The sequence below is a fragment of the Streptomyces sp. E-08 genome (genome assembly GCF_049913095.1).
In the GTDB taxonomy this organism is placed as follows: Bacteria; Actinomycetota; Actinomycetes; order Streptomycetales; family Streptomycetaceae; genus Streptomyces.
The window spans coordinates 4,736,546-4,757,621 of the sequence record NZ_CP183971.1 but is presented as its reverse complement, the minus strand read 5'-3'; the positions used below and the strand labels follow the sequence as shown (position 1 = coordinate 4,757,621).

The following is a 21,076-nucleotide window of genomic DNA, read 5'->3' as shown; positions in this document are numbered from 1 at the left end:
ATTTCACTTGGGCTCGGGCCGCACCATGACGTTCACGGCCTTCTGTACGCGCGGCACGAACTGAAGGGTCCCGGTCCGCTCGAAGTACGGCCGGGCCTTCTCCACGAACGCGAGGAAGTTCTCCTCGGTGTCGAAGAAGTCCGTGATCCGCCACCCACCGGTCCCGTCCGGCCCGGACGCGTGCGCGATGAACCCCTCCGGCGGGAACCAGTCGGCGTCCTGGATCAGCCGCGTGGTCTCCTCGTACTGCTCCTGGGTCCCGCCGGGAATCTCGACGGTGACGACGACGCCCTCGCGCATGGCCCTGCTCCTGTCACGTCCGGGGAGGATTCCCCACCAGCAGACCAGCCCACCCCCTCCCCCGCACGACGACAGGACCCGTTCGGGCGAGGGTGAGGGTGTCCGTGCACGACGAAGGCCCGTCGCGGTCGCGACGGGCCTTTCGTGCGGCCTCTCGTGTGCCGTTCCTCGTGCCGGTCGCTCCGGGTCACTTCGGGTCGCGGTTGAACACCGCCTTGGACCAGAAGTAGCCGAGGGTGGCGAGGGCGAGGCACCAGGCGAGGGCGAGCCAGCCGTTGTGGCCGATCTCGGTGCCCAGGAGCAGGCCGCGGAGGGTTTCGATGGCGGGGGTGAAGGGCTGGTACTGGGCGATGGGCTGGAACCAGCCGGGCATCTGGTCGACGGGGACGAAGGTGCTGGAGATCAGCGGGAGGAAGATCAGCGGCATGGCGTTGTTGCTGGCGGCCTCCGCGTTGGGGCTGACCATGCCCATGCCGACGGCGATCCAGGTCAGGGCGAGGGCGAAGAGGACCAGGAGGCCGAAGGCGGCCAGCCACTCGATCGCGGTGGCGTCGGTGGAGCGGAAGCCGATGGCGACGCCGACCGCGCCGACGAGGACGACGCTGATCACGGACTGGATGACGCTGCCGATGACGTGGCCGGTGATGACGGAGCCGCGGTGGATGGCCATGGTGCGGAAGCGGGCGATGATGCCCTCGGTCATGTCGGTGGAGACCGAGACGGCCGTGCCGATCGTGGTCGAGCCGATGGTCATGAGGAGCAGGCCGGGGACGAGGTAGGCGATGTAGTCGGAGCGGTCGCCGCCGCCGATGCCCGCGCTCATGGTGTCGCCGAAGATGTAGACGAACAGCAGCAGGAGCATGATCGGGGTGAGCAGCAGGTTCAGGGTGAGGGAGGGGTAGCGCCGGGCGTGCAGGAGGTTGCGGCGCAGCATCGTGGACGTGTCACGGGCGGCGAGGGCGAGGGTGCTCATCGGACGGTCTCCTTGGACGGGGCGGGGACGGTGGCGGTGGCGGTGGCGGTCAGGGCGAAGAAGACGTCGTCCAGGTCCGGGGTGTGGACGGTGAGTTCGTCGGCTTCGATGCCGGCCGTGTCCAGCCGGTCGAGGAGGGTGCGCAGTTCGCGCTGGCTGCCGTCGCTGGGGAGTTGGAGGGCGAGGGCCTCGTCGTCCCTGGTGGCCCCGGTGAGTGCGGTGGCGGCGGCGCGGTAGGCGGTGGGGTCGGTGAACCGGAGGCGGATGTGCCCGCCGGGGATCAGGCGCTTGAGTTCCTCCGCCGTTCCTTCCGCGGCGATCCTGCCGTCGTTGAGGACGGCGATGCGGTCGGCGAGCTGGTCGGCTTCCTCCAGGTACTGGGTGGTGAGGAAGACGGTGACGCCGCCGGTGACGAGTTCGCGGATGATCTGCCACATGTTGTGCCGGGAGCGGGGGTCCAGGCCGGTGGTCGGCTCGTCGAGGAAGATGATCCGCGGGCTGCCGACCAGGGTCATGGCGATGTCCAGGCGGCGCTTCATGCCGCCGGAGTAGGTCGAGGCCGGCTTCTTCGCCGCCTCGGTCAGGTCGAAGCGCTCCAGGAGTTCGGCGGTGACCCGGCGGCCCTCCTTCTTCGGCAGGTGGTTCAGGTCCGCCATCAGGAGCATGTTCTCCTCACCCGTGATCAGACCGTCGACGGCCGAGAACTGGCCGGTCACACCGATCGCGGCACGCACGGCCTGCGGGGCGGTGGCCAGTGCGTGGCCCGCCACCGTCACCTGGCCGGCGTCGGCGGTGACGAGGGTGGAGAGGATCTTCACGGCGGTGGTCTTGCCCGCGCCGTTCGGGCCGAGGAGGGCGAAGACCGAGCCTTCGGGGACGGTCAGGTCGATGCCGTCCAGGACGGTCTTGTCGCCGTAGGACTTGCGCAGCCCGTTCGCTGCGATGGCCTGGGTGGTCATGTGAGGTGCTCCTTGAGGGGGCTGCGCGTCGGACGGGGTGGGTTACAGGCTGCGGGCGGTGATGTCGCCGTAGGAGGTGGTGGCGCGGATGCTCAGGGCGGGAGTGCCGTCGTTCTTCAGGGAGTTGGCGACGCGGCCGTAGGCGGTGCCGGCGTCGAGGGTGGCGGAGACGCCGGTGGCGGCGGCGATGGTGATGTCGCCCTTCTGGGTGGTCAGGGCGAGCGTGCCGCGAGTGGCCTCGGCGATGCGGATGTCGCCGCGGGCGGCGGTGATGTCGGCGGAGCCGGTCAGGCGGCCGACCTGGACGTCGCCGTCGGTGGCGGTCAGGGTCAGGTTCGCGGCCTCGTCGATGACGATCTCCCCGTAGGCGCCCTGGAAGGTGACGTCGCCGAGGCGTCCGGCGGTGCGGATCTCGGTGGCGGCGGCCTGGGCCTCGACGCGGGAGCCGGCGGGCAGCTGAACGGTGACCTCGATGGAGCCCAGGTTGTCGCCGAGGAGGTTGTTCTTCGCCTTGGGGACCTCGATGCGCAGGACGCCGTCGGTGTAGGTGACGTCGGTGCGCTGGGCGGTGTTGACGTCGCGGCTCTTGGAGGAGTCGGCGGGCTGGATGTCGACGGTGGTGTCGGTGCGGTCGGTGGCGACGATCCGGATGCGTCCGGCGGGGACGGCGAGGGTGGTGACGATGGCGGCGGCGGTGTCGAACTTCTGCACGGTGCTTCTCCTTGGTGGTGGCGGGCGGTTGTCCGCCGCGCTCTTTCCGATGAGGGAAAAGCTACGTTGCGTTCGAGCTTCCGGCAAGCATGTCATTGCGTGAAATCAGCATCTCCGCAGGTCACTTACGGGATTTCATTGCAATGGTTCTGAATCTAACGCAACAACACCCCTCCGTTGCGTTGCAATGGATTGCCGGTGAACGCTATGCTGAGGGCTCCACGGAGCACGGACCACGAAGGAGACCGCGATGCCGGGAGGCAGACTCACCCAGCCCGAACGCCAGCAGATCGCCACCGGGTTGGCCGACGGCCTCGCGTACGCGGAGATCGCCCGACGCCTCGACCGCCCGACCTCGACCGTCACACGGGAGGTCATGCGCAACGGCGGCCCCACCGGCTACCGCGCCGACCTCGCCCACCGCGCCACCGAGCACCGCGCGCACCGCCGCAAGCCCGCCGCACCCCGGGGAACGGCGGGCGCCCCCCAGGCCCACGGGCGCGACCCCGAGGCCGTGCAGGCCTTCGAGGAGACGTTCACGACCGTCATGATGGCCTCGGGCATGCCCAAGATGATGGCCCGCGTGATGGCCGCCCTCACCCTTGCGGACGCGGGCAGCCTCACCGCGTCCGAACTCGCCGACCGCCTCCAGGTCAGCCCGGCGTCCATCTCCAAGGCGGTCGCGTTCCTCGACAGCCAGGACCTCATCCGCCGGGAACGCGACGACCGCCGCCGCGAGCGCTACACCGTCGACGACGACGTCTGGTACCAGTCGATGATGGCCTCCGCCCGGGCCATCGCGCAGATCGTCGAGACCGCGCGCCAGGGCGTCACCGTCCTCGGCTCCGACACTCCGGCCGGCAACCGCCTGGAGAACGTCGCCCGCTTCCTCGACTTCGTCTCCGAGACGACGTCCCGGGCCGCCGAACAGGCCCGGGACATCCTCCACTCGAAGCCCCCGGCCGCACCGGAGGAGACCCCTACAGACCCAGGCGGTAGCGGATCTTCTTGACGAGCTCCGTCAGGTCCGGCTGCCGGAGGAGGCTGTAGTGGTCCGCGTCGAGCTCCACGACCGTCGGCGGACGGGTGGACCAGCCCGTGGCGTTCTCCAGGAACGAGTAGTCGTCGCCCTCGGCCTTGAAGAGCGTCACCGGGCAGTTCACCTGCCGCCCCGTCAACTCCCGGAAGGTGTACGTGAACTCGAAGGTCTCCTCGACGATTGCGACGATCCGGCCGATCAGGTCCGGGTCCAGAGCCGGGAAGTCCTCCGCGACCCGGGCCACGAAATCCGCCCGGTCCGCGGCCCGCACGCCCGCGTCGATCGCGCCCGCGAACACCGAGTACAGGATCGTCACGAACGCCGGGTTGTCGTACGCCGCCCCGCCGGTCTCCGAGGAGCGGACCCTCGGGGAGCCCGGGGCGATCAGGAAGAGGTTCTCCACCTGCTCCCCCGCCGCCTCCAGGAGGTGCGCCGCCTCGAAGGCGACGCGGGCGCCGAAGGAGTAGCCCCACAGGGTGTACGGGCCGGTGGGCTGGCGGCGACGGATCGCGGCCACGTCGGCGGCGGCCATCTCCCGGATCGTCGCGTACGGCTCCTCGCCCCGGTTGATGCCGTGGGCCTGCACCCCGTAGAAGGGCCGGTCGATGCCGGCCTCCTCGGCCAGGTGACGCAGGTTCATCGTGTACCCGCCGAGCCCCGGCCAGCAGTACACCGGCGACCGCGCGCCGGCCGCGTGGAGCCGTACGAGACGCGAGGAGGGCGTGGCGGCCGCGCCGTCGAGGCGGTGCGCGAGCTTCTCGATCGTCGGACGCTCGAAGAGGATCTGGAGCGGCAGCCCCGCGCCGAACTCCCGGTTGATCCGCGTGACCAGCGCGACCGCGATCAGCGAGTTGCCGCCGGACTCGAAGAAGTCGTCCAGGACGGAGACCGCGCCGGCGTCCTCGTACCTGAGCGCCGCCGCCCAGATCTCCGCGAGCCTGCTCTCCGTACGGGTGCGGGGCATCACGTGCGGTCGGCCGTGCAGGCCCGCGTTGACCACGGCGAGGTCGGCGAGCGCCTTCGTGTCCACCTTGCCGTTCGCCGACAGCGGCAGCCGGTCCAGGACCACCACCCGGTTCGGGATCATGTAGTCCGGCAGATGGTGCACGAGGTCGTCGCGGATCATCTCCGCCGGGCCCTTCATGTGGACCGTGTCCTCGTACATCCCCTCGCTGAGCCGCTGCTCCTCGCTGATCCGGCCGCCGACGAAGAAGTACGAGGGTCCGGTCTCCCGTCCCGCCGCCGTCAGGATCTCGTCCACGCGGCGGGCCGCGGGCAGCGGATGACCCGACTTCGAGCTGTAGCCCGAGGACATGAACCCGAGTCCGTGTCCGCCGAGCTGGAGGCGCTGGAGGACGCGGCCGAGGTCGACGTACGCGCGGTCCGGGTCCGTCGTCCGGCTGACCGCCGTGATGCCGAGCGCGGCCCGCTCGTACACCGCCTGGTTGATCGCGATGACGTGCTTCTTCTCGACGAGCGAGGACGAGACCTCGGTCAGGGTGCCGTCCGCGTAGGCGTACTGGGCCGGGGGGAGGCCCCGGACACGGTCCCCGTGGGCCTGGACGTACACGTCCGCCTCGGGCTCCGTCCGTGACGCGCCGTCGTACGGGACGACCTCCCACGCCCCGTCCCCGCACGCCCTGATGTCCAGGCCGTACCCCGGCAGGACCTCTTCGAAGAGGCCCACCATGTGGCCCGTCTCGATCTCCAGGACCTCCTGGATGTTGTTCCTGTAGACCGGCTCGATCGCGGCCCGCCGGCCGTGGAAGCGGAACCGGAGGGAGGGGGCGCCGGGCTCCGCCGACGGCTCCGTCAGGTACAGCCGGTGGCGGACCGGGTGGTAGTAGTACGTGCCCGGGTCGAGGCCGGCGATCCCGCGCGCCTCCACGTGGAGCTGCGTCGCGTACAGCGCGCCCGGCGAGGCGTAGCCGTACTTCGGGAGGAGCCGCTCCTCGCTCGTGAACTGCCCGAACCAGCGCAGGATCTCCCCGAGATCGGCCGCGGTGAGACTCCCCGCCGTCCGGGAGCCGATGCCCTCGGGGCGGCGGGCCAGGACGGCGAGGACGTCGGCGCGGGTGACCCCGCCGCCCTCGTAGAAGCGGTACGTCTTGCGGGCGAAGACCGCACGGCGCATCCGCGCGGTCGGCGTCGCGCCCGGCAGCTCGACCACCGGGCAGCCCGCGAGCTCGGCGTCGCCGCGGGTGCCGGCGTTCGACAGCTGGGCCTTGACCTGGAGTTTCGACTCCTTCGACTGGTGGTGGGCACCGTGGTTGCCCTGGTCCATCAGGGCCGCCTCCTTCGGCGACAGCTCCACGCAGGCGACGAGGTTCTGGAAGCCGGTGCGGGGCTCGTCCTTGACGATGACCGCCGCGTTCTTCACCCAGTCGTGGTCCTCGATCGCGAGCGCGATCTCGTCCAGCTCGACGCGGAAGCCGCGCAGCTTGATCTGGTTGTCCGCCCGGCCGGCGAACTGGACGGTGCCGTCGTCGTCGACGTGCGCCAGGTCCCCGGTGCGGTACAGCCGCTCGCCGGTCTCGCTCGTGACGAACCGCTCGGCCGTGAGCCCGGGACGGTCCAGGTACCCCCGCGCCACCTGGACCCCGCCGACGCACAGCTCGCCGTCGCGTATGCGGAAGGTCGTGTCGTATGCCGGTCTGCCGATCGGTATCGCCGCCGGGCCGTCGGCGACCGTCGCACGGTCCACCGTGTACGAGGAGGCGTTGATCGTGCACTCCGTGGGGCCGTAGAGATTGATCAGCTCGACGGCCGGGAGCTCGGCGAGCAGCTGCACCGCGAGGTTCCTGGAGAGGATCTCGCCGCCCGAGTACACGCGCCGGAGACTGGCGCAGGTGCCGAGGCGCTCGGTGTCGACGAGGGCCTGGAGGAGGGTCGGCACGCCCTGCAGCATGGTCGCGCCGTGCGCGCGGACGGCGTCGACGAGGCCTTCGGGGTCCCGGTAGACCCCGGGCGGACCGACGGCGACGCGGGCGCCGACGGCCGGGGCGAGGATCTCCCACTGGGCCGCGTCGAAGCTCATGGGGGTCTTCTGGAGGACGACGGCGTCCGGGCCGAGGTGATGCTCCGCCTCCATCCACCGCATCTGGGACACGATCGAACGGTGCTCGACCATGACGCCCTTGGGCCGGCCGGTGGAGCCGGAGGTGTAGATGACGTAGGCGAGGTCGTGGGGGGCGGGGGCCACGGTCGCCTTCCCCGGCCGTACGTCCCCGGGGGTGACGACCCTGGTGCCGGGCGGGGCGAGGTCCGTGACCCGGTCCCGGAAGCGGTCCTGGGTCACGACGATCCGGGCCCCGCTGTCCTCGATCATGTAGCGAAGGCGTTCCTCGGGGTACTCCGGGGAGAGCGGCACGTACGCGCCGCCGGAGAGGACGACGCCCCAGATGCCGGTCATCAGGTCGAGCGACGGCTCGACGTGGACGCCGACGCGGTCGTCGGGACGGACACCGAGGGCCTGGAGGTGGGCGGCGAGCGACGCCGCCGCGTCGTGCAGCTCCCGGAAGGTGAGCGTCTCCCGCCCGAAGGCGACGGCGGGGTCGTCGGGCCGGACGACGACGTGCTCCTGGAGGAGCCGGTCGAGCGTGGTCATGCGGGTCCCTTCGATCGGGGGCCCACCCGCCCCCGTTGTGGGCATGCGTTCCGCCGGGGCGATGGGGGTCCCCCCTGCTCGAGCGAAGCCGAGAGCTGGGGGGAGGGTGGGCACAACGGAACGGCGCCCCTGCCGGCGCCAGAGGCTTACACGCCCGGACCCGCACCTCTGGTGACGGCACCTGGTGGTGCGGGTCCAGGCCCAGGGAGCGGAGGCGCCGCGAGAGGGCGCCGTCCCGTGTGCCCACCCGTCCCGCCCCAGCGGGACGATTGCCCACACGGGGGTGGGCGGCGGGCCCACACGGGCGCGAGCCCAAGCGGGCGCGGGTGCCGGTCCAGACGGGCGCGAGCCCAAGCGGGCGCGGGTGCCGGCCCAGGCGGGCTCGCAGGCCCGCGTGGTGGGCGCCCGTCCCGCGCGGGGGGGGCGGGCGCGGGGGCGGATCAGCGGTAGATCAGGAGTTCGTGTTCCGTCGCGCCCGTCAGTTCGTACCGCGTCCGCACCAGCGGCCGCCCCGCGTAGATCCGGATCAGCGTCGCCGCGTCCCCGTGGAAGCGCGCCGCCGGCCTGCCGTCGATCGCGTTGCCGAGGGACACCGGGCCGTCCCGGCCGTCCAGTTCGCCGATCAGGCGCGGGGTCTCCCGGCGGCGGCTGGTCACGGAGAGGAGCGGGAGGGCCAGGTCGAGCGCCACCCCGCAGTAGGCGCCGGGCTCCCCGAAGGCCTCCCGGACGTCTCCGGCGTGGACCCACTCGCCCAGCGCCACGGCGTCGAGGCGGCCGTCCTCGCGGTCCGCGATGACCGGGCCCGCCTCCGTCAGGCCGCGTTCGAGTTCGTCGAGGATGCGGCCGATGGGCCAGTGCTCGCGTTCGGCCACGTCGCAGGCGTTGGCCTCCGGCAGGAAGACGCCTTCCTCCAGGCGGTCCTCGACGATCCGGACGAGCGCCGCGCCGCAGTGGGCGAGGACCTGGCGGGCGGTCCAGCCGGGGCAGGCGGTGCGGAGCTCGTACGCCTCTTGGGGTGTGCGCCGGAGGAGCGGCATCAGCAGGTCCCGCTCCGTGCGGAGGAGACGGTCGGGGAGCCACGGGTCACGTGTGTCGTCCGTACACATCTCAGTAGCGGTAGTGGTCCGGCTTGTACGGGCCCTCCACGGGGACCCCGATGTACGACGCCTGCTCGGGGCGGAGCGTCGTCAGGCGGACGCCGAGCGCGTCGAGGTGGAGCCGGGCGACCTTCTCGTCCAGGTGCTTCGGGAGCGTGTACACACCCACCGGGTAGTCGGACGTCTTCGTGAAGAGCTCGATCTGGGCCAGGGTCTGGTCCGCGAAGGAGTTCGACATCACGAAGGACGGGTGGCCGGTCGCGTTGCCGAGGTTCAGCAGCCGGCCCTCCGACAGGACGATGACGACCTTGCCGTCCTCGAACGTCCACGTGTGGACCTGCGGCTTCACCTCGTCCTTCACGATCCCGGGGATCCGCGCGAGACCCGCCATGTCGATCTCGTTGTCGAAGTGCCCGATGTTCCCGACGATCGCCTGGTGCTTCATGCGGGCGATGTCGGACGCCATGATGATGTCCTTGTTGCCCGTCGTCGTGATGAAGATGTCCGCCGTCTCCACCACGTCCTCCAGGGTGGCGACCTGGTAGCCGTCCATCGCCGCCTGGAGCGCGCAGATCGGGTCGATCTCCGTGACGATCACCCGGGCGCCCTGGCCGCGCAGCGACTCCGCCGAACCCTTGCCGACATCGCCGTAACCGCAGACGACGGCCGTCTTGCCGCCGATGAGGACGTCGGTGGCGCGGTTGATGCCGTCGATGAGGGAGTGCCGGCAGCCGTACTTGTTGTCGAACTTCGACTTCGTCACCGCGTCGTTCACGTTGATCGCCGGGAACAGCAGCTCGCCCTCGCGGTGCATCTCGTACAGACGGTGGACACCCGTCGTGGTCTCCTCCGTCACGCCCCGGATCGACGCCGCGATCGCCGTCCAGTCCAGGTCCGTGCCCTCCAGGAGCGTCCGGACGACGGCCATCTCCTCGTTGGACGCCTCCGGCAGCGCGCCGGTCTTCCGGTGCTCCACACCCTTGTGGACGAGCAGGGTCGCGTCGCCGCCGTCGTCCAGGATCATGTTCGGCCCGTCCGCGCCCGGCCAGGTCAGCGCCTGCTCCGTGCACCACCAGTACTCCTCCAGCGTCTCGCCCTTCCAGGCGAAGACCGGGATGCCGGCGGCGGCGATCGCGGCCGCCGCGTGATCCTGGGTGGAGTAGATGTTGCACGACACCCAGCGCACCTCGGCCCCGAGCGCCACCAGCGTCTCGATCAGGACGGCCGTCTGCACCGTCATGTGCAGCGAGCCGGTGATCCGGGCGCCCGCCAGCGGCTGCCGCTCGGCGTACTCGCGGCGGATCGCCATCAGACCCGGCATCTCGTGCTCGGCCAGCGTGATCTCCTTGCGGCCGAAGTCCGCGAGGCCGATGTCGGCGACCTTGAAGTCGGTGAAGTCAGACATGCGCTGCAACTCTCCTTGCACTCATGATGGTTCGGTGGATTTCCAGGGCCGCCGTCGACTTGTTGAGCGTGATGTAGTGCAGGCCCGGCGCGCCCTCGTCGAGCAGCCGCAGGCCCATCGCGGTCGCGTGCTCGACCCCGGCCCGGTAGGCCGCCGCCGGGTCGTCCTTCGCCGCCTCCAGGCGGTGCGCCAGGTCCTCGGGGAAGGCCGCGTCCGACAGCTCGGCGAAGCGCCGGATCTGGCGGACGTCGGTGGCCGGCATGATCTCCGGGATGATCGGGGTGTCGCAGCCGGCGGCGGCGACCCGGTCCCGCAGCCGCAGGTAGTCCTCGGGGTCGAAGAACATCTGCGTGATCGCGTAGTCGGCGCCCGCCCGGCACTTGAGGACGAAGTGCGCGAGGTCGCTCGCGGCGTCGCGGGAGCGCGGGTGTCCCTCCGGGAAGGCCGCCACGCCGATCCGGAAGTCGCCCAGCGAGCGCACCAGCTCGACGAGCTCGTACGCGTACGTGAAGCCCTTCGGGTGCGGGGTCCACGCGCCGCGCGGATCGCCCGGCGGGTCACCGCGCAGGACGAGGACGTCCCGGACGCCGGCGTCCGCGTAGGCGCCGATGATGGCCCGCAGTTCGGCGACCGAGTGCCCGACGGCCGTCAGGTGGGCGACGGGCCGCAGGGTCGTCTCCGTCACGATCCGCTGGGTGACGTCGATCGTCCGGTCGCGGGACGAGCCGCCCGCGCCGTACGTCACGGAGACGAAGTCGGGCCCGAGGGCCTCCACGCGCCGGATCGCGTCCCACAGGGTCTGTTCGCCCCTGTCGGTCTTCGGCGGGAAGAACTCGAAGGAGTACGTGGGGCTCACCTGCGGCCTCCCGCGTTGAAGTAGCTCGCCTCGGGGTGGTGGACGACGATCGCGTCCGTCGACTGCTCGGGGTGCAGCTGGTACTCCTCCGACAGCTCGACCCCGATGCGCTCCGGGCGGAGCAGGTCCGCGATCTTCGCGCGGTCCTCCAGGTCGGGGCAGGCGGGGTAGCCGAGGGAGTAGCGGCAGCCCTGGTACTCGGTGCGGAGCATGCCCGCCAGGCCGGCGGGGTCCCCGGCTCCGATGCCCCACTCCTCGCGGACCCGGGCGTGCCAGTACTCGGCGAGGGCCTCCGCCAACTGCACGGAGAGGCCGTGGAGTTCGAGGTAGTCCCGGTAGGCGTCGGCGGCGAAGAGCCGGGCCGTCTCCTCCCCGATCCTCGATCCGACGGTGACGACCTGGAGGGCGACCGCGTCCACCTCGCCGGAGTCCTCGGCGCGGTGGAAGTCGGCCAGGCAGAGGCGGCGGCCCCGCTGCTGGCGGGGGAAGGAGAAGCGGGTCCGCTCGCCTCCGTCCTCGTCCAGGACGATCAGGTCGTCGCCCTTGGACACACAGGGGAACCAGCCGTGGACGACGGCTGCTTCGACCAGGCCCTCGCGTTCGATCCGGTCGAGCAGGGCCCGCAGCCGCGGCCTGCCCTCCGTCTCGATGGTCGCGGCGTCCTTCAGTCCCCACTGGCCCTTGAAGAGGGCCGTCTCGTCGAGCCAGGGGGCGTACGCGGCGAGGGGGATGCCGGTGGTGACCTTCGTCCCGAGGAAGGGGGGCTCGGGTACGGGGTTGTCGGCGGCGACGTCGGAGCGGCCGGCCGGCTCGGGCTCCCGGACCTCGACCGGCGGCTCGGCGCGCTTCGGCACCCTGCGCGGTTTCAATTCCGGCAGTACGGCTCCGGGGACGCCGCGCTTGACGCCCATGAGCGCGTCCATCAGGCGCAGGCCCTCGAAGGCGTCGCGGGCGTACCGGACCTCTCCCTCGTACAGCTCGTGAAGGTCCTGTTCGACGTATGCCCTGGTCAGGGCGGCGCCGCCGAGGATCACGGGGAACTTCGCGGCGAGGCCCCGGCCGTTCAGCTCCTGGAGGTTCTCCTTCATGATCACGGTCGACTTCACGAGGAGGCCGGACATGCCGATGACGTCGGCGTTGTGCTCCTCTGCGGCTTCCAGGATCGCGGAGACCGGCTGCTTGATGCCGATGTTGACGACGTTGTAGCCGTTGTTGGACAGGATGATGTCGACGAGGTTCTTGCCGATGTCGTGGACGTCGCCGCGCACGGTCGCCAGGACGATCGTGCCCTTGCCCTCCGCGTCCGACTTCTCCATGTGCGGCTCCAGATGGGCCACCGCCGTCTTCATGACCTCGGCGGACTGGAGCACGAACGGCAGCTGCATCTGCCCCGAGCCGAACAGCTCACCGACCGTCTTCATCCCGTCGAGCAGGACCTCGTTGACGATCTCCAGGGCCGGGCGTCCGGACAGTGCCTCGTCGAGGTCGGCCTCCAGGCCGTTCTTCTCGCCGTCGACGATCCGCCGCTTGAGCCGCTCGTCGAGCGGCAGTGCGAGGAGCTCCTCGGTCTTGCCGGCCTTGAGGGACTTCGCCGTCGCGCCCTCGAACATCTCCAGGAAGCGCTGGAGCGGGTCGTAGCCCTCCCGCCGCCGGTCGTGGATCAGGTCGAGCGCGACCTCGACCTGCTCCGGCTCCAGGCGGGCGATGGGCAGGATCTTCGACGCGTGCACGATCGCCGAGTCCAGGCCCGCCTTCACGCACTCGTCGAGGAAGACCGAGTTGAGGACGATCCGGGCGGCCGGGTTGAGGCCGAAGGAGATGTTGGACAGGCCGAGCGTGGTCTGGACGTCCGGGTGGCGGCGCTTGAGCTCACGGATCGCCTCGATCGTGGCGATGCCATCCTTCCGCGACTCCTCCTGACCCGTGCAGATCGTGAAGGTCAGGGTGTCGATGAGGATGTCCGACTCCCTGATCCCCCAGTTGCCCGTGAGGTCCTCGATGAGCCGCTCGGCGATCGCGACCTTCGCCTCGACCGTCCGCGCCTGGCCCTCCTCGTCGATCGTCAGCGCCATGAGCGCCGCGCCGTGCTCCTTGGCCAGCGCGGTGACCTGGGCGAACCGGGACTCCGGGCCGTCGCCGTCCTCGTAGTTCACCGAGTTGACGACCGCCCGGCCGCCCAGCTTCTCCAGCCCGGCCCGCAGCACCCCCACCTCGGTGGAGTCGAGCACGATCGGCAGGGTGGAAGCGGTCGCGAAACGGCCCGCCAGCTCCGCCATGTCGGCGACGCCGTCCCGGCCCACGTAGTCCACGCACAGGTCGAGCAGGTGCGCGCCCTCACGGATCTGGTCCCGCGCCATCTCCACACAGTCGTCCCAGCGCGCCTCCAGCATGGCCTCACGGAACTTCTTCGAGCCGTTGGCGTTCGTCCGCTCGCCGATCGCCAGGTACGAGGTGTCCTGCCGGAACGGCACATGGCTGTACAGGGAGGACGCGCCCGGCTCCGTGACCGGATGCCGTTCCAGGACGGCCGCCCCCCGCACCCGCTCCACGATCTCCCGCAGGTGCTCCGGCGTCGTCCCGCAGCAGCCGCCCACGAGCGCCGGCCCGTACTCCCGTACGAACTGCTCCTGCGCGTCGGCGAGTTCGGACGGCGACAACGGATAGTGGGCGCCCTCCGAGGTCAGCACCGGCAGGCCCGCGTTCGGCATGACCGAGATCGGGATCCGCGCGTGCCGCGACAGGTGCCGCAGGTGCTCGGCCATCTCCACCGGGCCCGTCGCACAGTTCAGCCCGATCATGTCGACGCCCAGCGGCTCCAGGGCCGTCAGCGCCGCCCCGATCTCCGAACCGAGAAGCATCGTCCCGGTCGTCTCCACGGTGACCTGCACGATCACCGGGAGGTCCACGCCGACCCAGTCCAGGGCCCGGCGGGCGCCGATGACGGCCGCCTTCGTCTGGAGCAGGTCCTGCGAGGTCTCGATGAGCAGGGCGTCGGCGCCGCCGCGGATCAGGCCTTCCGCGTTCTGCTGGAAGGCGTCCCTGAGGGGCTCGTACGTGACGTGCCCGAGGGTCGGCAGTTTCGTGCCGGGCCCCATGGATCCGAGGACCCAGCGGGGGCGCCCGTCGCCGGCCGTGTGGGCGTCGGCGGAGGCGCGGGCGATCCGGGCGCCGGCCTCGGACAGCTCGTACACCTGGTGCTCGATGCCGTACTCGGCGAGCGCGGCCAGGTTCGCCCCGAAGGTGTTGGTCTCGACGCAGTCCACGCCGACGGAGAAGTAGGCGTCGTGGACGGAGGCGACGATGTCGGGGCGCGTGAGGTTGAGGATCTCGTTGCAGCCCTCCAGGTTCCGGAAGTCGTCCATCGACGGGTCGGCGGCCTGGAGCATCGTCCCCATCGCCCCGTCGGCGACGACGACCCGCGTGGCGAACTCCTCCCGCAGGGAGCGCCTCATGTGAGCCCCCTCAGATGGGTGACCAGGGTGGCCGTGCAGCTCACCCCGTACGTCGTCCTGATCCGGTCCAGGAGGGAGTCCCGGTGCAGCCGGTACTCCTGCGTCCCCACGTAGTCGAGGACGGTCGCCGCGACCGCGCAGCCCAGCTGCGCCGCGCACTTCTCGGGCACGCCCCACAGCGTCGCGGCGAGGAACCCGGACCGGAAGGCGTCCCCGACGCCGGTCGGGTCGACGACCGCGGGGACCTCCACCGCCGGCACGGCCAGCGGGTCGCGGCCCTCGCCCCGGATACGGACGCCGGCCTCACCGTGGGTGGTGACCCAGGTGGTGACCCGACGCAGCACCTCGGCCTCGGTCCAGCCGGACTTCTCCAGGAGGAGCGCCGTCTCGTACTCGTTGGTGAACAGGAACCGGGCCCCGTCCACCAGCTCCCGCACCTGCGCCCCGTCGAGCCGCGCCAGCTGCTGCGACGGATCGGCGGCGAAGGGGATTCCCAGGTCACGGCAGGTGCGGGTGTGCCGGAGCATGGCCTCGGGGTCGTCCGGGGAGACCAGGACCAGCTCCAGGCGGCCGGTGCGCGCCACGACCTCGCGGAGGTCGATCTCGCGCGCCTCGGCCATCGCCCCGGCGTAGAAGGTGGCGATCTGGTTCTGGGCCCGGTCGGTGGTACAGACGAAGCGGGCGGTGTGGAGCGACGCGCTGACGCGCACCGAGTCGGTGTCCACACCGTGGTCCTTGAGCCAGACCCGGTACGGCTCGAAGTCGGCGCCGACCGCGCCCACGAGGGCGGGCCGCAGGCCGAGGACGCCGAGTCCGAAGGCGATGTTCGCTGCCACTCCGCCGCGCCTGACCTCCAGGTTGTCGGCGAGGAACGACAGGGAGACCCGGTCGAGCCGGTCGGCGAGCAGCTGCTCGCTGAACCAGCCGGGGAAGGTCATCAGATGGTCGGTCGCGATGGATCCCGTGACAGCGATGCGCATGCCCTAAGCCCCCGCTGCCGTCTTCAGGGCCTCCACGCGGTCCGTGCGCTCCCAGGTGAACTCGGGGAGCTCACGGCCGAAGTGGCCGTACGCCGCGGTCGCCGCGTAGACCGGCCGCTTGAGGTCCAGGTCGCGGATGATCGCCGCCGGCCGCAGGTCGAAGACGGCCGACACGGCCTCCTGGATCCTCTCGTCGGGCAGGGTGCCGGTGCCGAAGGTCTCGACGAAGAGGCCGACCGGCTCCGCCTTGCCGATCGCGTAGGCGACCTGCACCTCGCAGCGGCGGGCGAGACCGGCCGCGACGACGTTCTTCGCGACCCAGCGCATCGCGTACGCCGCCGAGCGGTCCACCTTCGACGGGTCCTTGCCGGAGAAGGCGCCGCCGCCGTGGCGTGCCATCCCGCCGTACGTGTCGATGATGATCTTCCGGCCGGTGAGTCCGGCGTCGCCCATCGGGCCGCCGACCTCGAAGCGCCCGGTCGGGTTGACCAGGAGCCGGTAGCCGTCGGACTCCAGGCTGACGCCCTCCTCGACGAGCTGCTTCAGGACGTGCTCGACGACGTACTCGCGGACGTCCGGGGTGAGCAGGCCCTCGACGGAGATGTCGGCCGCGTGCTGCGAGGAGACGACGACCGTGTCGAGGCGGACCGGGCGGTCCCCGTCGTACTCGATGGTGACCTGCGTCTTGCCGTCCGGGCGCAGGTACGGCACGGTGCCGTCCTTGCGGACCTCGGTGAGCCGCCGGGACAGGCGGTGGGCGAGCGCGATCGGCAGCGGCATCAGCTCGGCCGTGTCGTCGCAGGCGTAGCCGAACATCAGGCCCTGGTCGCCGGCGCCCTGGGCCGCCAGCTCGTCGTCCACGCCGTCCACGCGGGCCTCGTGCGCGGTGTCGACGCCCTGCGCGATGTCCGGGGACTGCGCGCCGATGGACACCGACACGCCGCAGGAGGCGCCGTCGAAGCCCTTCGCGGAGGAGTCGTAGCCGATGTCGAGGACGGCCTCGCGCACGAGCTGGGCTATCGGCGCGTACGCGGAGGTGGTGACCTCGCCGGCGATGTGGACCTGGCCGGTGGTGATCAGCGTTTCGACGGCGACCCGTGAGTGGGGGTCCTCGGCGAGGAGCGCGTCGAGGATGGTGTCGCTGATCCGGTCGGCGATCTTGTCGGGGTGTCCCTCGGTCACGGACTCCGAGGTGAAGAGGCGGCGGCTCATGCCTGGACCTCCGCCGGGGTCTTGAAGAAGTGCTGCTCGATGGCGCCGAGGGTGCGGATGGAGTCGACCTCCAGGGTCTCCATCTGGATGGCGGTGCCGCTCTCCTGCTCCAGGAGGAAGACGAACTCGACGAAGGACAGCGAGTCGATGAGCCGGTTCTCGATCAGGTCCAGGTCGGACGCGATGTCGTCGCGCTCGGGGTGACGCTCGAGGATCCAGTTCTTCACCGTCTGCAGGCCGTCGGCCATGGTTGCTCTCCTTGTTAGCTACTGCTGGATACGTAAGGGGTGGGGGCGATGATCGGCGCGGCGACCGCGACCGCGTAGTCCACGTCGTGGCTGATGGACACGGTGATCTCGGTGATGCCGGACTCCGCCGCCATCTCGGCGGCCGTCCGGTGCAGCTCCACGAGCGGCCAGCCGCCCTCGGAGCGGCGCACCACGATGTCCGGCCACGGAAGGAACCGGCCGCGGACCCGTAAGGTCTTGAACGCCGCTTCCTTCGCCGCGATCCGCCCGCACAGGCTCAGGACGTCGAGCCCCGAGGAGGTACGGCAGTCGGCGAGCTCGCCGGGAGTGAGCATCCGCTCGAAGAACCGCTCCCCGTACTGGGCGAGGAGCCTGCGGACACGGTTGACGGACACGATGTCCATGCCGAGGTTCGCCCACCCCAGGCCGCCCGCCGGCGGGGCGGCGGGACGGGCCGGCACGTCAGATCACCGGCCCGTCCGCGACGCTCGCACCGGCCGACGCCCCGCGGGTGGCGGCGAGCACCGCCCGGGTGGCGGACTCCCAGCCGCCGTGCCGGCGGGTGAGCGCCGACAGCCAGCGCTCCAGGCCGAAGGCGACGCAGCTGGTGAAGGCGGGGCCGCCGGTCGGCTCCAGGGTGATGTCGCAGCGCTCGCCGAAGAAGTTCCGGTGCGTGTTGACCGAGGCGATCGCCAGGTCCTCGTACAGGAACTCGTGCTTCACCGGGGTGAGGCGCTGGAGGACCGCCTTGGAGCTGCCCTTGTCGAAGAAGGGATCGCAGGCGGCCTCCCTGCGCAGCGGCAGGTCGAGGGCCCTGGCGAAGGCCTGGATCCTCTCCGTGAACGCGGCGAGGTGGTTCTCGGCGTGCTCACGGCCGCCGAGGGCGACGATCTCCCGCATGCGGAAGCCGAGCTGGCGCCGCATGCCCTCGTAGTGCGTCTCCTTGCGGAAGCACCAGGAGCAGATCGTGACGAGGGTGTCGTCGGCGACCCGGGTGCCCTGGTGGGTGAGGTAGACGGCGTAGCAGGACGCCGAGGGCAGTCCGAGCGCGGCGGGTTCGAGTGCGTCGCTCGGGAAGCAGCCGGTGTCGGTGGAGAAGGGCGTGGTCGCGCGGCGCTCCAGGTCGAGCGGGGCGGCGACGACGGCCTGGTGGGGGAAGTTGTCGTAGTAGTCGAGCCTGGCCAGGTCGGCGGCCGGGAGGAGCGGGGGCATGGTCATGGGGCGGGCGCCCGCGGCCACCCCCCAGCCCTCGAAGGTGTCGTCGAGGAGCCGCAGCAGGCGGGTCGCCTCCGGGCCGAGGGTGGGCAGGCCCCTGGTCTCCCCGACGGTCTCGGGGGTCGTCAAGGTCATGGTCGGTGCACCTCTCAGGTGAGGGCTCTCGGGTGAGGGTGTCGTTCAGAGGACGGGCAGGGTGTCTTCGGAGAAGATCCCGGTCTTCAGGAAGAAGGCGAGCGGCTTGCGGATCGCCTTGCGCTCGTGGGCGCGACGGGACGGGTCGGCGATCAGCGCGTTGCGCAGGCCGAGCGGGTCGGCGATCCCGGCGTCCTTGTACACGTGGGGGTTGTAGAGGGAGTTGATGCTGTAGACGACGTACCGTTTGAGGTACGCCTCGACCTCGCGGACCCGCTCGGCGCTCACGGCCTGGCACATCCGCTGGTACAGCAGGGAGACGAGCTCGCGGCCGAAGGCGATGTGGCGGGACTCGTCCTGGTGGTGGATGCGGTTGACCTCGCGGATGGTGTGGCAGAGGGAGGTGTCCTTCGCCATCCGGGAGTTGTAGTGGTCGACGAGCTCCTCGAAGAAGAGGATGCGGGTGAAGACGAGGAAGTTCTCGACCTCGGGCTCCCAGGCGGCGTCGGCGCGCATGGCGGTGGAGCCGTAGATCTTGTGGCCGTAGCGCCGGCAGAACTCGGAGAAGAACCACATGTGTTCGTTCTCCTCGCCGATGAAGTGGTGGAAGAAGTCCGAGGGGACCTCGAAGCCCGGCATGTGGATGCGGCCGACGACCTCGATGAGGAGTTCGCGGATGCCGTGCACGTTGAGGCTGTAGAAGTTGATGGACTCCCACTTCGACAGGCGCTGAAGCGTTTCCTCACCGAGGGTGTCGTAGTGCTCGGTGCCGAAGACGGTGAGCAGCTCCGGCGTCATCCAGAAGCGGTTCTCCTCCAGCGTCTCGGGCCACCGGAAGGTCTGGTACGGGTTGTAGTAGTCCTCGACGGAACGCTCACTGAGGCGCTCCAGGACTTCCATGAAGCGGTCGGTGACGGGCAGGGCGGCAACGCCCATGACGGTTCTCCTCGCTGGCTTCGGGGGTTACGGCCGGACTTCGTAGACCGCGTTGACCGGGGTCTCGGTGGCGCGCCGCCAGCGGGTGAAGCCGGCCTCCTCGGCGATGCCGCGGAAGGCCTTCTCGCCGGAGTGGTTGCCGAGGGCGTGCGGGCCGCGCTGCGCGACCGCGACCGGCAGGCACATCACGGCGGACAGGGCCATGAACATGCGGGCGGCGGGGGTCTGGGTGTCGATGTCCTGCGGGGAGACGTTGGACTCGACGAGCATCCAGGTGCCGTCCGCGTCGAGGGACTTGTGGACGTGCTGGGCGGCGGCGACCGGGTCGCCCATGTCGTGCAGGGCGTTGAAGAAGCACACGAGGTCGTAGCCGGAGCCGGGGTAGTCGTCGGCGGAGGCGACCTCGAAGACGACGCGGTCGGAGAGACCGGCCTCCTCGGCGAGCTCCCGCGCGATCGAGATGGCCTCCTCCGAGTAGTCGAAGCCGTGGACGGTGGCGTTCGGGAAGGCCTTCGCGATGAGGAGGGTGGTGTGGCCGACGCCGCAGCCGACGTCGGCGACGGTGCCGCCGGCGTCGAGCTTGCCGGTGACCTCGTGCAGGGCGGGCAGCCAGTCGGGGACCAGCTTGTGCTCGTACGTGGGCTGGAAGAAGGACCCCATGCCGGTGTCGAGGGCCGCGTCGTGCTCGGCCCAGCCGACGCCGTCGCCGGTGCGGTACGCGTCGACGAGCAGGTCCTCCGTGGCGTAGAGCGCCTTGAGGGCGGTGAAGAACCCGGCGGCGTAGGTGACGGCCTTCGGGTCGGCGAGGACCTCGACGTGGTCGGCGGGGAGCGTGTACGTGAGGGAGCTGGGGTGCCGCTCGACGTACCCGGCGGAGAGCTGGGCGTGCAGCCACTCCTCGATGTACCGCTCGTCCGTGCCGGTCGCCGCCGCGAGCGCGGCGGCGGTGAGCGGGCCCTTCTCCGCCAGCGCCCGGTAGAGGCCGAGGCGCTCGCCGAGGGCGACGGTCAGGCCGCGGACGGCCGCGCCGGCGTCGGTGATGACCCTCTGGTGGAAGTCGTGCGCGCTCATGCGGCCTTCTCCTCCTCGTACGTCGGCAGGTCACACGTGAACAGGAAGGAGCGGGGGATCCGCGGCACGGTGCGGGCCGGGACCGGGTAGGGCCAGCGGTCGAAGGCGGCGCCGTCCTCACCGGGCTGCCTGACCTCCCGCACGGCCCAGCCGCAGTCGGCGAGCAGCGCCTCGGGCTCCTCGGTGCCGAAGAGCCACGGGTTGCCGTCCTCGTCCAGGGCCTTCATGAAGCCGCGGGCGAGCGGGTTCTCCAGGGCGGACCGGGAGATGACGTCGCCGAGCAGCACGGAGCCGGGCGCGGCGTGCGCGGAGAGGGTCGATATGAGGGTCCGTACGGCCTGCTCCGGCAGGAAGAACAGCAGGCCCTCGACCACCCACAGGACGGGCTCCTCGCTCTTCCAGCCGGCCTCCTTCAGGGGGCCGGTCCAGTCCTGGGTGAGGTCGACGGGGACGGTGATCCGGGTGCGTCCCGCGGGCTGCGGCTCGTCCTTGAGCATCTCGGCCTTGGCCTCCAGGAGGGCCGGGCGGTCGAGCTCGTAGACGGTGACGCCGTCGGGCCAGGGCAGCCGGAAGAAGCGGGTGTCCATACCGGCGGCGAGGAACACGACCTGGCGGATGCCGCGCTCTTCCACGGCCTTCACGACGGCCCGGTCGAGGTAGGTGGTGCGGATGGCGAGGAACGGCACGATGCCGCCCCCGTCGTAGCGCGCGAGCAGCTCGAAGCCGATCTCGTCGGCGACGGTGCGCGCGTAGGGATCGGCGAACAGCCGGTCCTCGCGCTCGGTCTCCAGGGCGCGCGCGGCGGCGGTCCACTGGGCGGTGCGGGATACGGCCTCCACAGGAGGTCCCCCCTTCGGTTGGGTTGCGGGAAGTACGGACG

General features: G+C 71.0%; 18 protein-coding genes. 1 reads left to right on the top strand and 17 read right to left on the bottom strand.

The genetic code is table 11. The annotated features are described in order from the left end of the window. Positions 1-3: 3 nt before the first annotated feature. From ACN9MM_RS21950 to ACN9MM_RS21935, 4 genes are all read right to left on the bottom strand, one after another. Entirely contained in the window at positions 4-300 is a 297-nt protein-coding gene (locus ACN9MM_RS21950; protein ID WP_426365230.1) for a hypothetical protein, read from the bottom strand. Positions 301-487: 187 nt separating this feature from the next. Further along, on the bottom strand, positions 488-1,273 hold the full coding sequence (locus ACN9MM_RS21945; RefSeq protein WP_426365228.1) for an ABC transporter permease: 786 nt from the start codon (positions 1,271-1,273) through the stop codon (positions 488-490). After that, positions 1,270-2,232 (bottom strand): ATP-binding cassette domain-containing protein, encoded by a 963-nt coding sequence (locus tag ACN9MM_RS21940; protein ID WP_426365226.1) that lies wholly within the window; start codon positions 2,230-2,232, stop codon positions 1,270-1,272. The genes ACN9MM_RS21945 and ACN9MM_RS21940 overlap by 4 nt, the downstream gene beginning before the upstream one ends. A gap of 42 nt (positions 2,233-2,274) precedes the next feature. Beyond that, on the bottom strand, positions 2,275-2,943 hold the full coding sequence (locus tag ACN9MM_RS21935) for a DUF4097 family beta strand repeat-containing protein (RefSeq protein ID WP_426365224.1): 669 nt from the start codon (positions 2,941-2,943) through the stop codon (positions 2,275-2,277). Between the two features lie 250 nt (positions 2,944-3,193). Between ACN9MM_RS21935 and ACN9MM_RS21930 the strand changes: the two genes are divergently transcribed. Beyond that, a complete protein-coding gene (locus ACN9MM_RS21930) occupies positions 3,194-3,955 on the top strand; it encodes a helix-turn-helix domain-containing protein (protein WP_426365222.1) in 762 nt (253 codons plus the stop codon). Here the strand turns inward: ACN9MM_RS21930 and ACN9MM_RS21925 are convergent. From ACN9MM_RS21925 to ACN9MM_RS21865, 13 genes are all read right to left on the bottom strand, one after another. Further along, positions 3,924-7,589, bottom strand: coding sequence for an amino acid adenylation domain-containing protein (locus ACN9MM_RS21925; RefSeq protein WP_426365220.1), 3,666 nt, complete (start codon positions 7,587-7,589; stop codon positions 3,924-3,926). The genes ACN9MM_RS21930 and ACN9MM_RS21925 overlap by 32 nt on opposite strands. Before the next feature lie 440 nt (positions 7,590-8,029). Next, positions 8,030-8,695: a maleylpyruvate isomerase family mycothiol-dependent enzyme gene (locus ACN9MM_RS21920; protein ID WP_426365219.1), complete on the bottom strand. Its 666-nt coding sequence runs from the start codon at positions 8,693-8,695 to the stop codon at positions 8,030-8,032. 1 nt (position 8,696) lies between these two features. Continuing rightward, entirely contained in the window at positions 8,697-10,091 is a 1,395-nt protein-coding gene (gene ahcY, locus ACN9MM_RS21915; RefSeq protein ID WP_426365217.1) for an adenosylhomocysteinase, read from the bottom strand. Continuing rightward, a complete protein-coding gene (metF, locus tag ACN9MM_RS21910; protein WP_426365215.1) occupies positions 10,084-10,947 on the bottom strand; it encodes a methylenetetrahydrofolate reductase [NAD(P)H] in 864 nt (287 codons plus the stop codon). Before metF ends, ahcY begins: the two co-directional genes overlap by 8 nt. Continuing rightward, positions 10,944-14,399: a methionine synthase gene (metH, locus tag ACN9MM_RS21905; RefSeq protein WP_426365214.1), complete on the bottom strand. Its 3,456-nt coding sequence runs from the start codon at positions 14,397-14,399 to the stop codon at positions 10,944-10,946. The genes metF and metH overlap by 4 nt, the downstream gene beginning before the upstream one ends. Beyond that, entirely contained in the window at positions 14,396-15,379 is a 984-nt protein-coding gene (locus ACN9MM_RS21900; protein WP_426365212.1) for a carbohydrate kinase family protein, read from the bottom strand. The genes metH and ACN9MM_RS21900 overlap by 4 nt, the downstream gene beginning before the upstream one ends. 3 nt (positions 15,380-15,382) lie before the next feature. Beyond that, positions 15,383-16,591, bottom strand: coding sequence for a methionine adenosyltransferase (metK, locus tag ACN9MM_RS21895; RefSeq protein WP_426365211.1), 1,209 nt, complete (start codon positions 16,589-16,591; stop codon positions 15,383-15,385). After that, entirely contained in the window at positions 16,588-16,839 is a 252-nt protein-coding gene (locus ACN9MM_RS21890; protein ID WP_116159639.1) for a phosphopantetheine-binding protein, read from the bottom strand. Before ACN9MM_RS21890 ends, metK begins: the two co-directional genes overlap by 4 nt. 14 nt (positions 16,840-16,853) lie before the next feature. Then, on the bottom strand, positions 16,854-17,300 hold the full coding sequence (gene acpS / locus ACN9MM_RS21885) for a holo-ACP synthase (RefSeq protein WP_352021520.1): 447 nt from the start codon (positions 17,298-17,300) through the stop codon (positions 16,854-16,856). A 1-nt stretch (position 17,301) separates the two neighbouring features. After that, positions 17,302-18,189: a hypothetical protein gene (locus ACN9MM_RS21880; protein WP_426365208.1), complete on the bottom strand. Its 888-nt coding sequence runs from the start codon at positions 18,187-18,189 to the stop codon at positions 17,302-17,304. A 45-nt stretch (positions 18,190-18,234) separates the two neighbouring features. After that, positions 18,235-19,125, bottom strand: coding sequence for a diiron oxygenase (locus tag ACN9MM_RS21875; protein WP_426365207.1), 891 nt, complete (start codon positions 19,123-19,125; stop codon positions 18,235-18,237). A 27-nt stretch (positions 19,126-19,152) separates the two neighbouring features. After that, on the bottom strand, positions 19,153-20,196 hold the full coding sequence (locus ACN9MM_RS21870; protein WP_426365205.1) for a class I SAM-dependent methyltransferase: 1,044 nt from the start codon (positions 20,194-20,196) through the stop codon (positions 19,153-19,155). Then, complete coding sequence (locus ACN9MM_RS21865) at positions 20,193-21,035, bottom strand: class I SAM-dependent methyltransferase (RefSeq protein WP_426365203.1); 843 nt, start codon at positions 21,033-21,035, stop codon at positions 20,193-20,195. The genes ACN9MM_RS21870 and ACN9MM_RS21865 overlap by 4 nt, the downstream gene beginning before the upstream one ends. Between the last annotated feature and the right edge of the window lie 41 nt (positions 21,036-21,076).

Bases quoted from the DNA above. Each gene is read 5' to 3' on its own strand.
- ACN9MM_RS21940 (WP_426365226.1), bottom strand. From the start codon at position 2,232: ATGACCACCCAGGCCATCGCAGCGAACGGGCTGCGCAAGTCCTACGGC.
- metK (WP_426365211.1), bottom strand. From the start codon at position 16,591: ATGAGCCGCCGCCTCTTCACCTCGGAGTCCGTGACCGAGGGACACCCC.
- ahcY (WP_426365217.1), bottom strand. From the start codon at position 10,091: ATGTCTGACTTCACCGACTTCAAGGTCGCCGACATCGGCCTCGCGGAC.
- metH (WP_426365214.1), bottom strand. From the start codon at position 14,399: ATGAGGCGCTCCCTGCGGGAGGAGTTCGCCACGCGGGTCGTCGTCGCC.
- ACN9MM_RS21875 (WP_426365207.1), bottom strand. From the start codon at position 19,125: ATGGGCGTTGCCGCCCTGCCCGTCACCGACCGCTTCATGGAAGTCCTG.
- ACN9MM_RS21900 (WP_426365212.1), bottom strand. From the start codon at position 15,379: ATGCGCATCGCTGTCACGGGATCCATCGCGACCGACCATCTGATGACC.
- ACN9MM_RS21890 (WP_116159639.1), bottom strand. From the start codon at position 16,839: ATGGCCGACGGCCTGCAGACGGTGAAGAACTGGATCCTCGAGCGTCAC.
- ACN9MM_RS21945 (WP_426365228.1), bottom strand. From the start codon at position 1,273: ATGAGCACCCTCGCCCTCGCCGCCCGTGACACGTCCACGATGCTGCGC.
- ACN9MM_RS21920 (WP_426365219.1), bottom strand. From the start codon at position 8,695: ATGTGTACGGACGACACACGTGACCCGTGGCTCCCCGACCGTCTCCTC.
- ACN9MM_RS21930 (WP_426365222.1), top strand. From the start codon at position 3,194: ATGCCGGGAGGCAGACTCACCCAGCCCGAACGCCAGCAGATCGCCACC.
- ACN9MM_RS21880 (WP_426365208.1), bottom strand. From the start codon at position 18,189: ATGACCTTGACGACCCCCGAGACCGTCGGGGAGACCAGGGGCCTGCCC.
- ACN9MM_RS21925 (WP_426365220.1), bottom strand. From the start codon at position 7,589: ATGACCACGCTCGACCGGCTCCTCCAGGAGCACGTCGTCGTCCGGCCC.
- ACN9MM_RS21870 (WP_426365205.1), bottom strand. From the start codon at position 20,196: ATGAGCGCGCACGACTTCCACCAGAGGGTCATCACCGACGCCGGCGCG.
- ACN9MM_RS21950 (WP_426365230.1), bottom strand. From the start codon at position 300: ATGCGCGAGGGCGTCGTCGTCACCGTCGAGATTCCCGGCGGGACCCAG.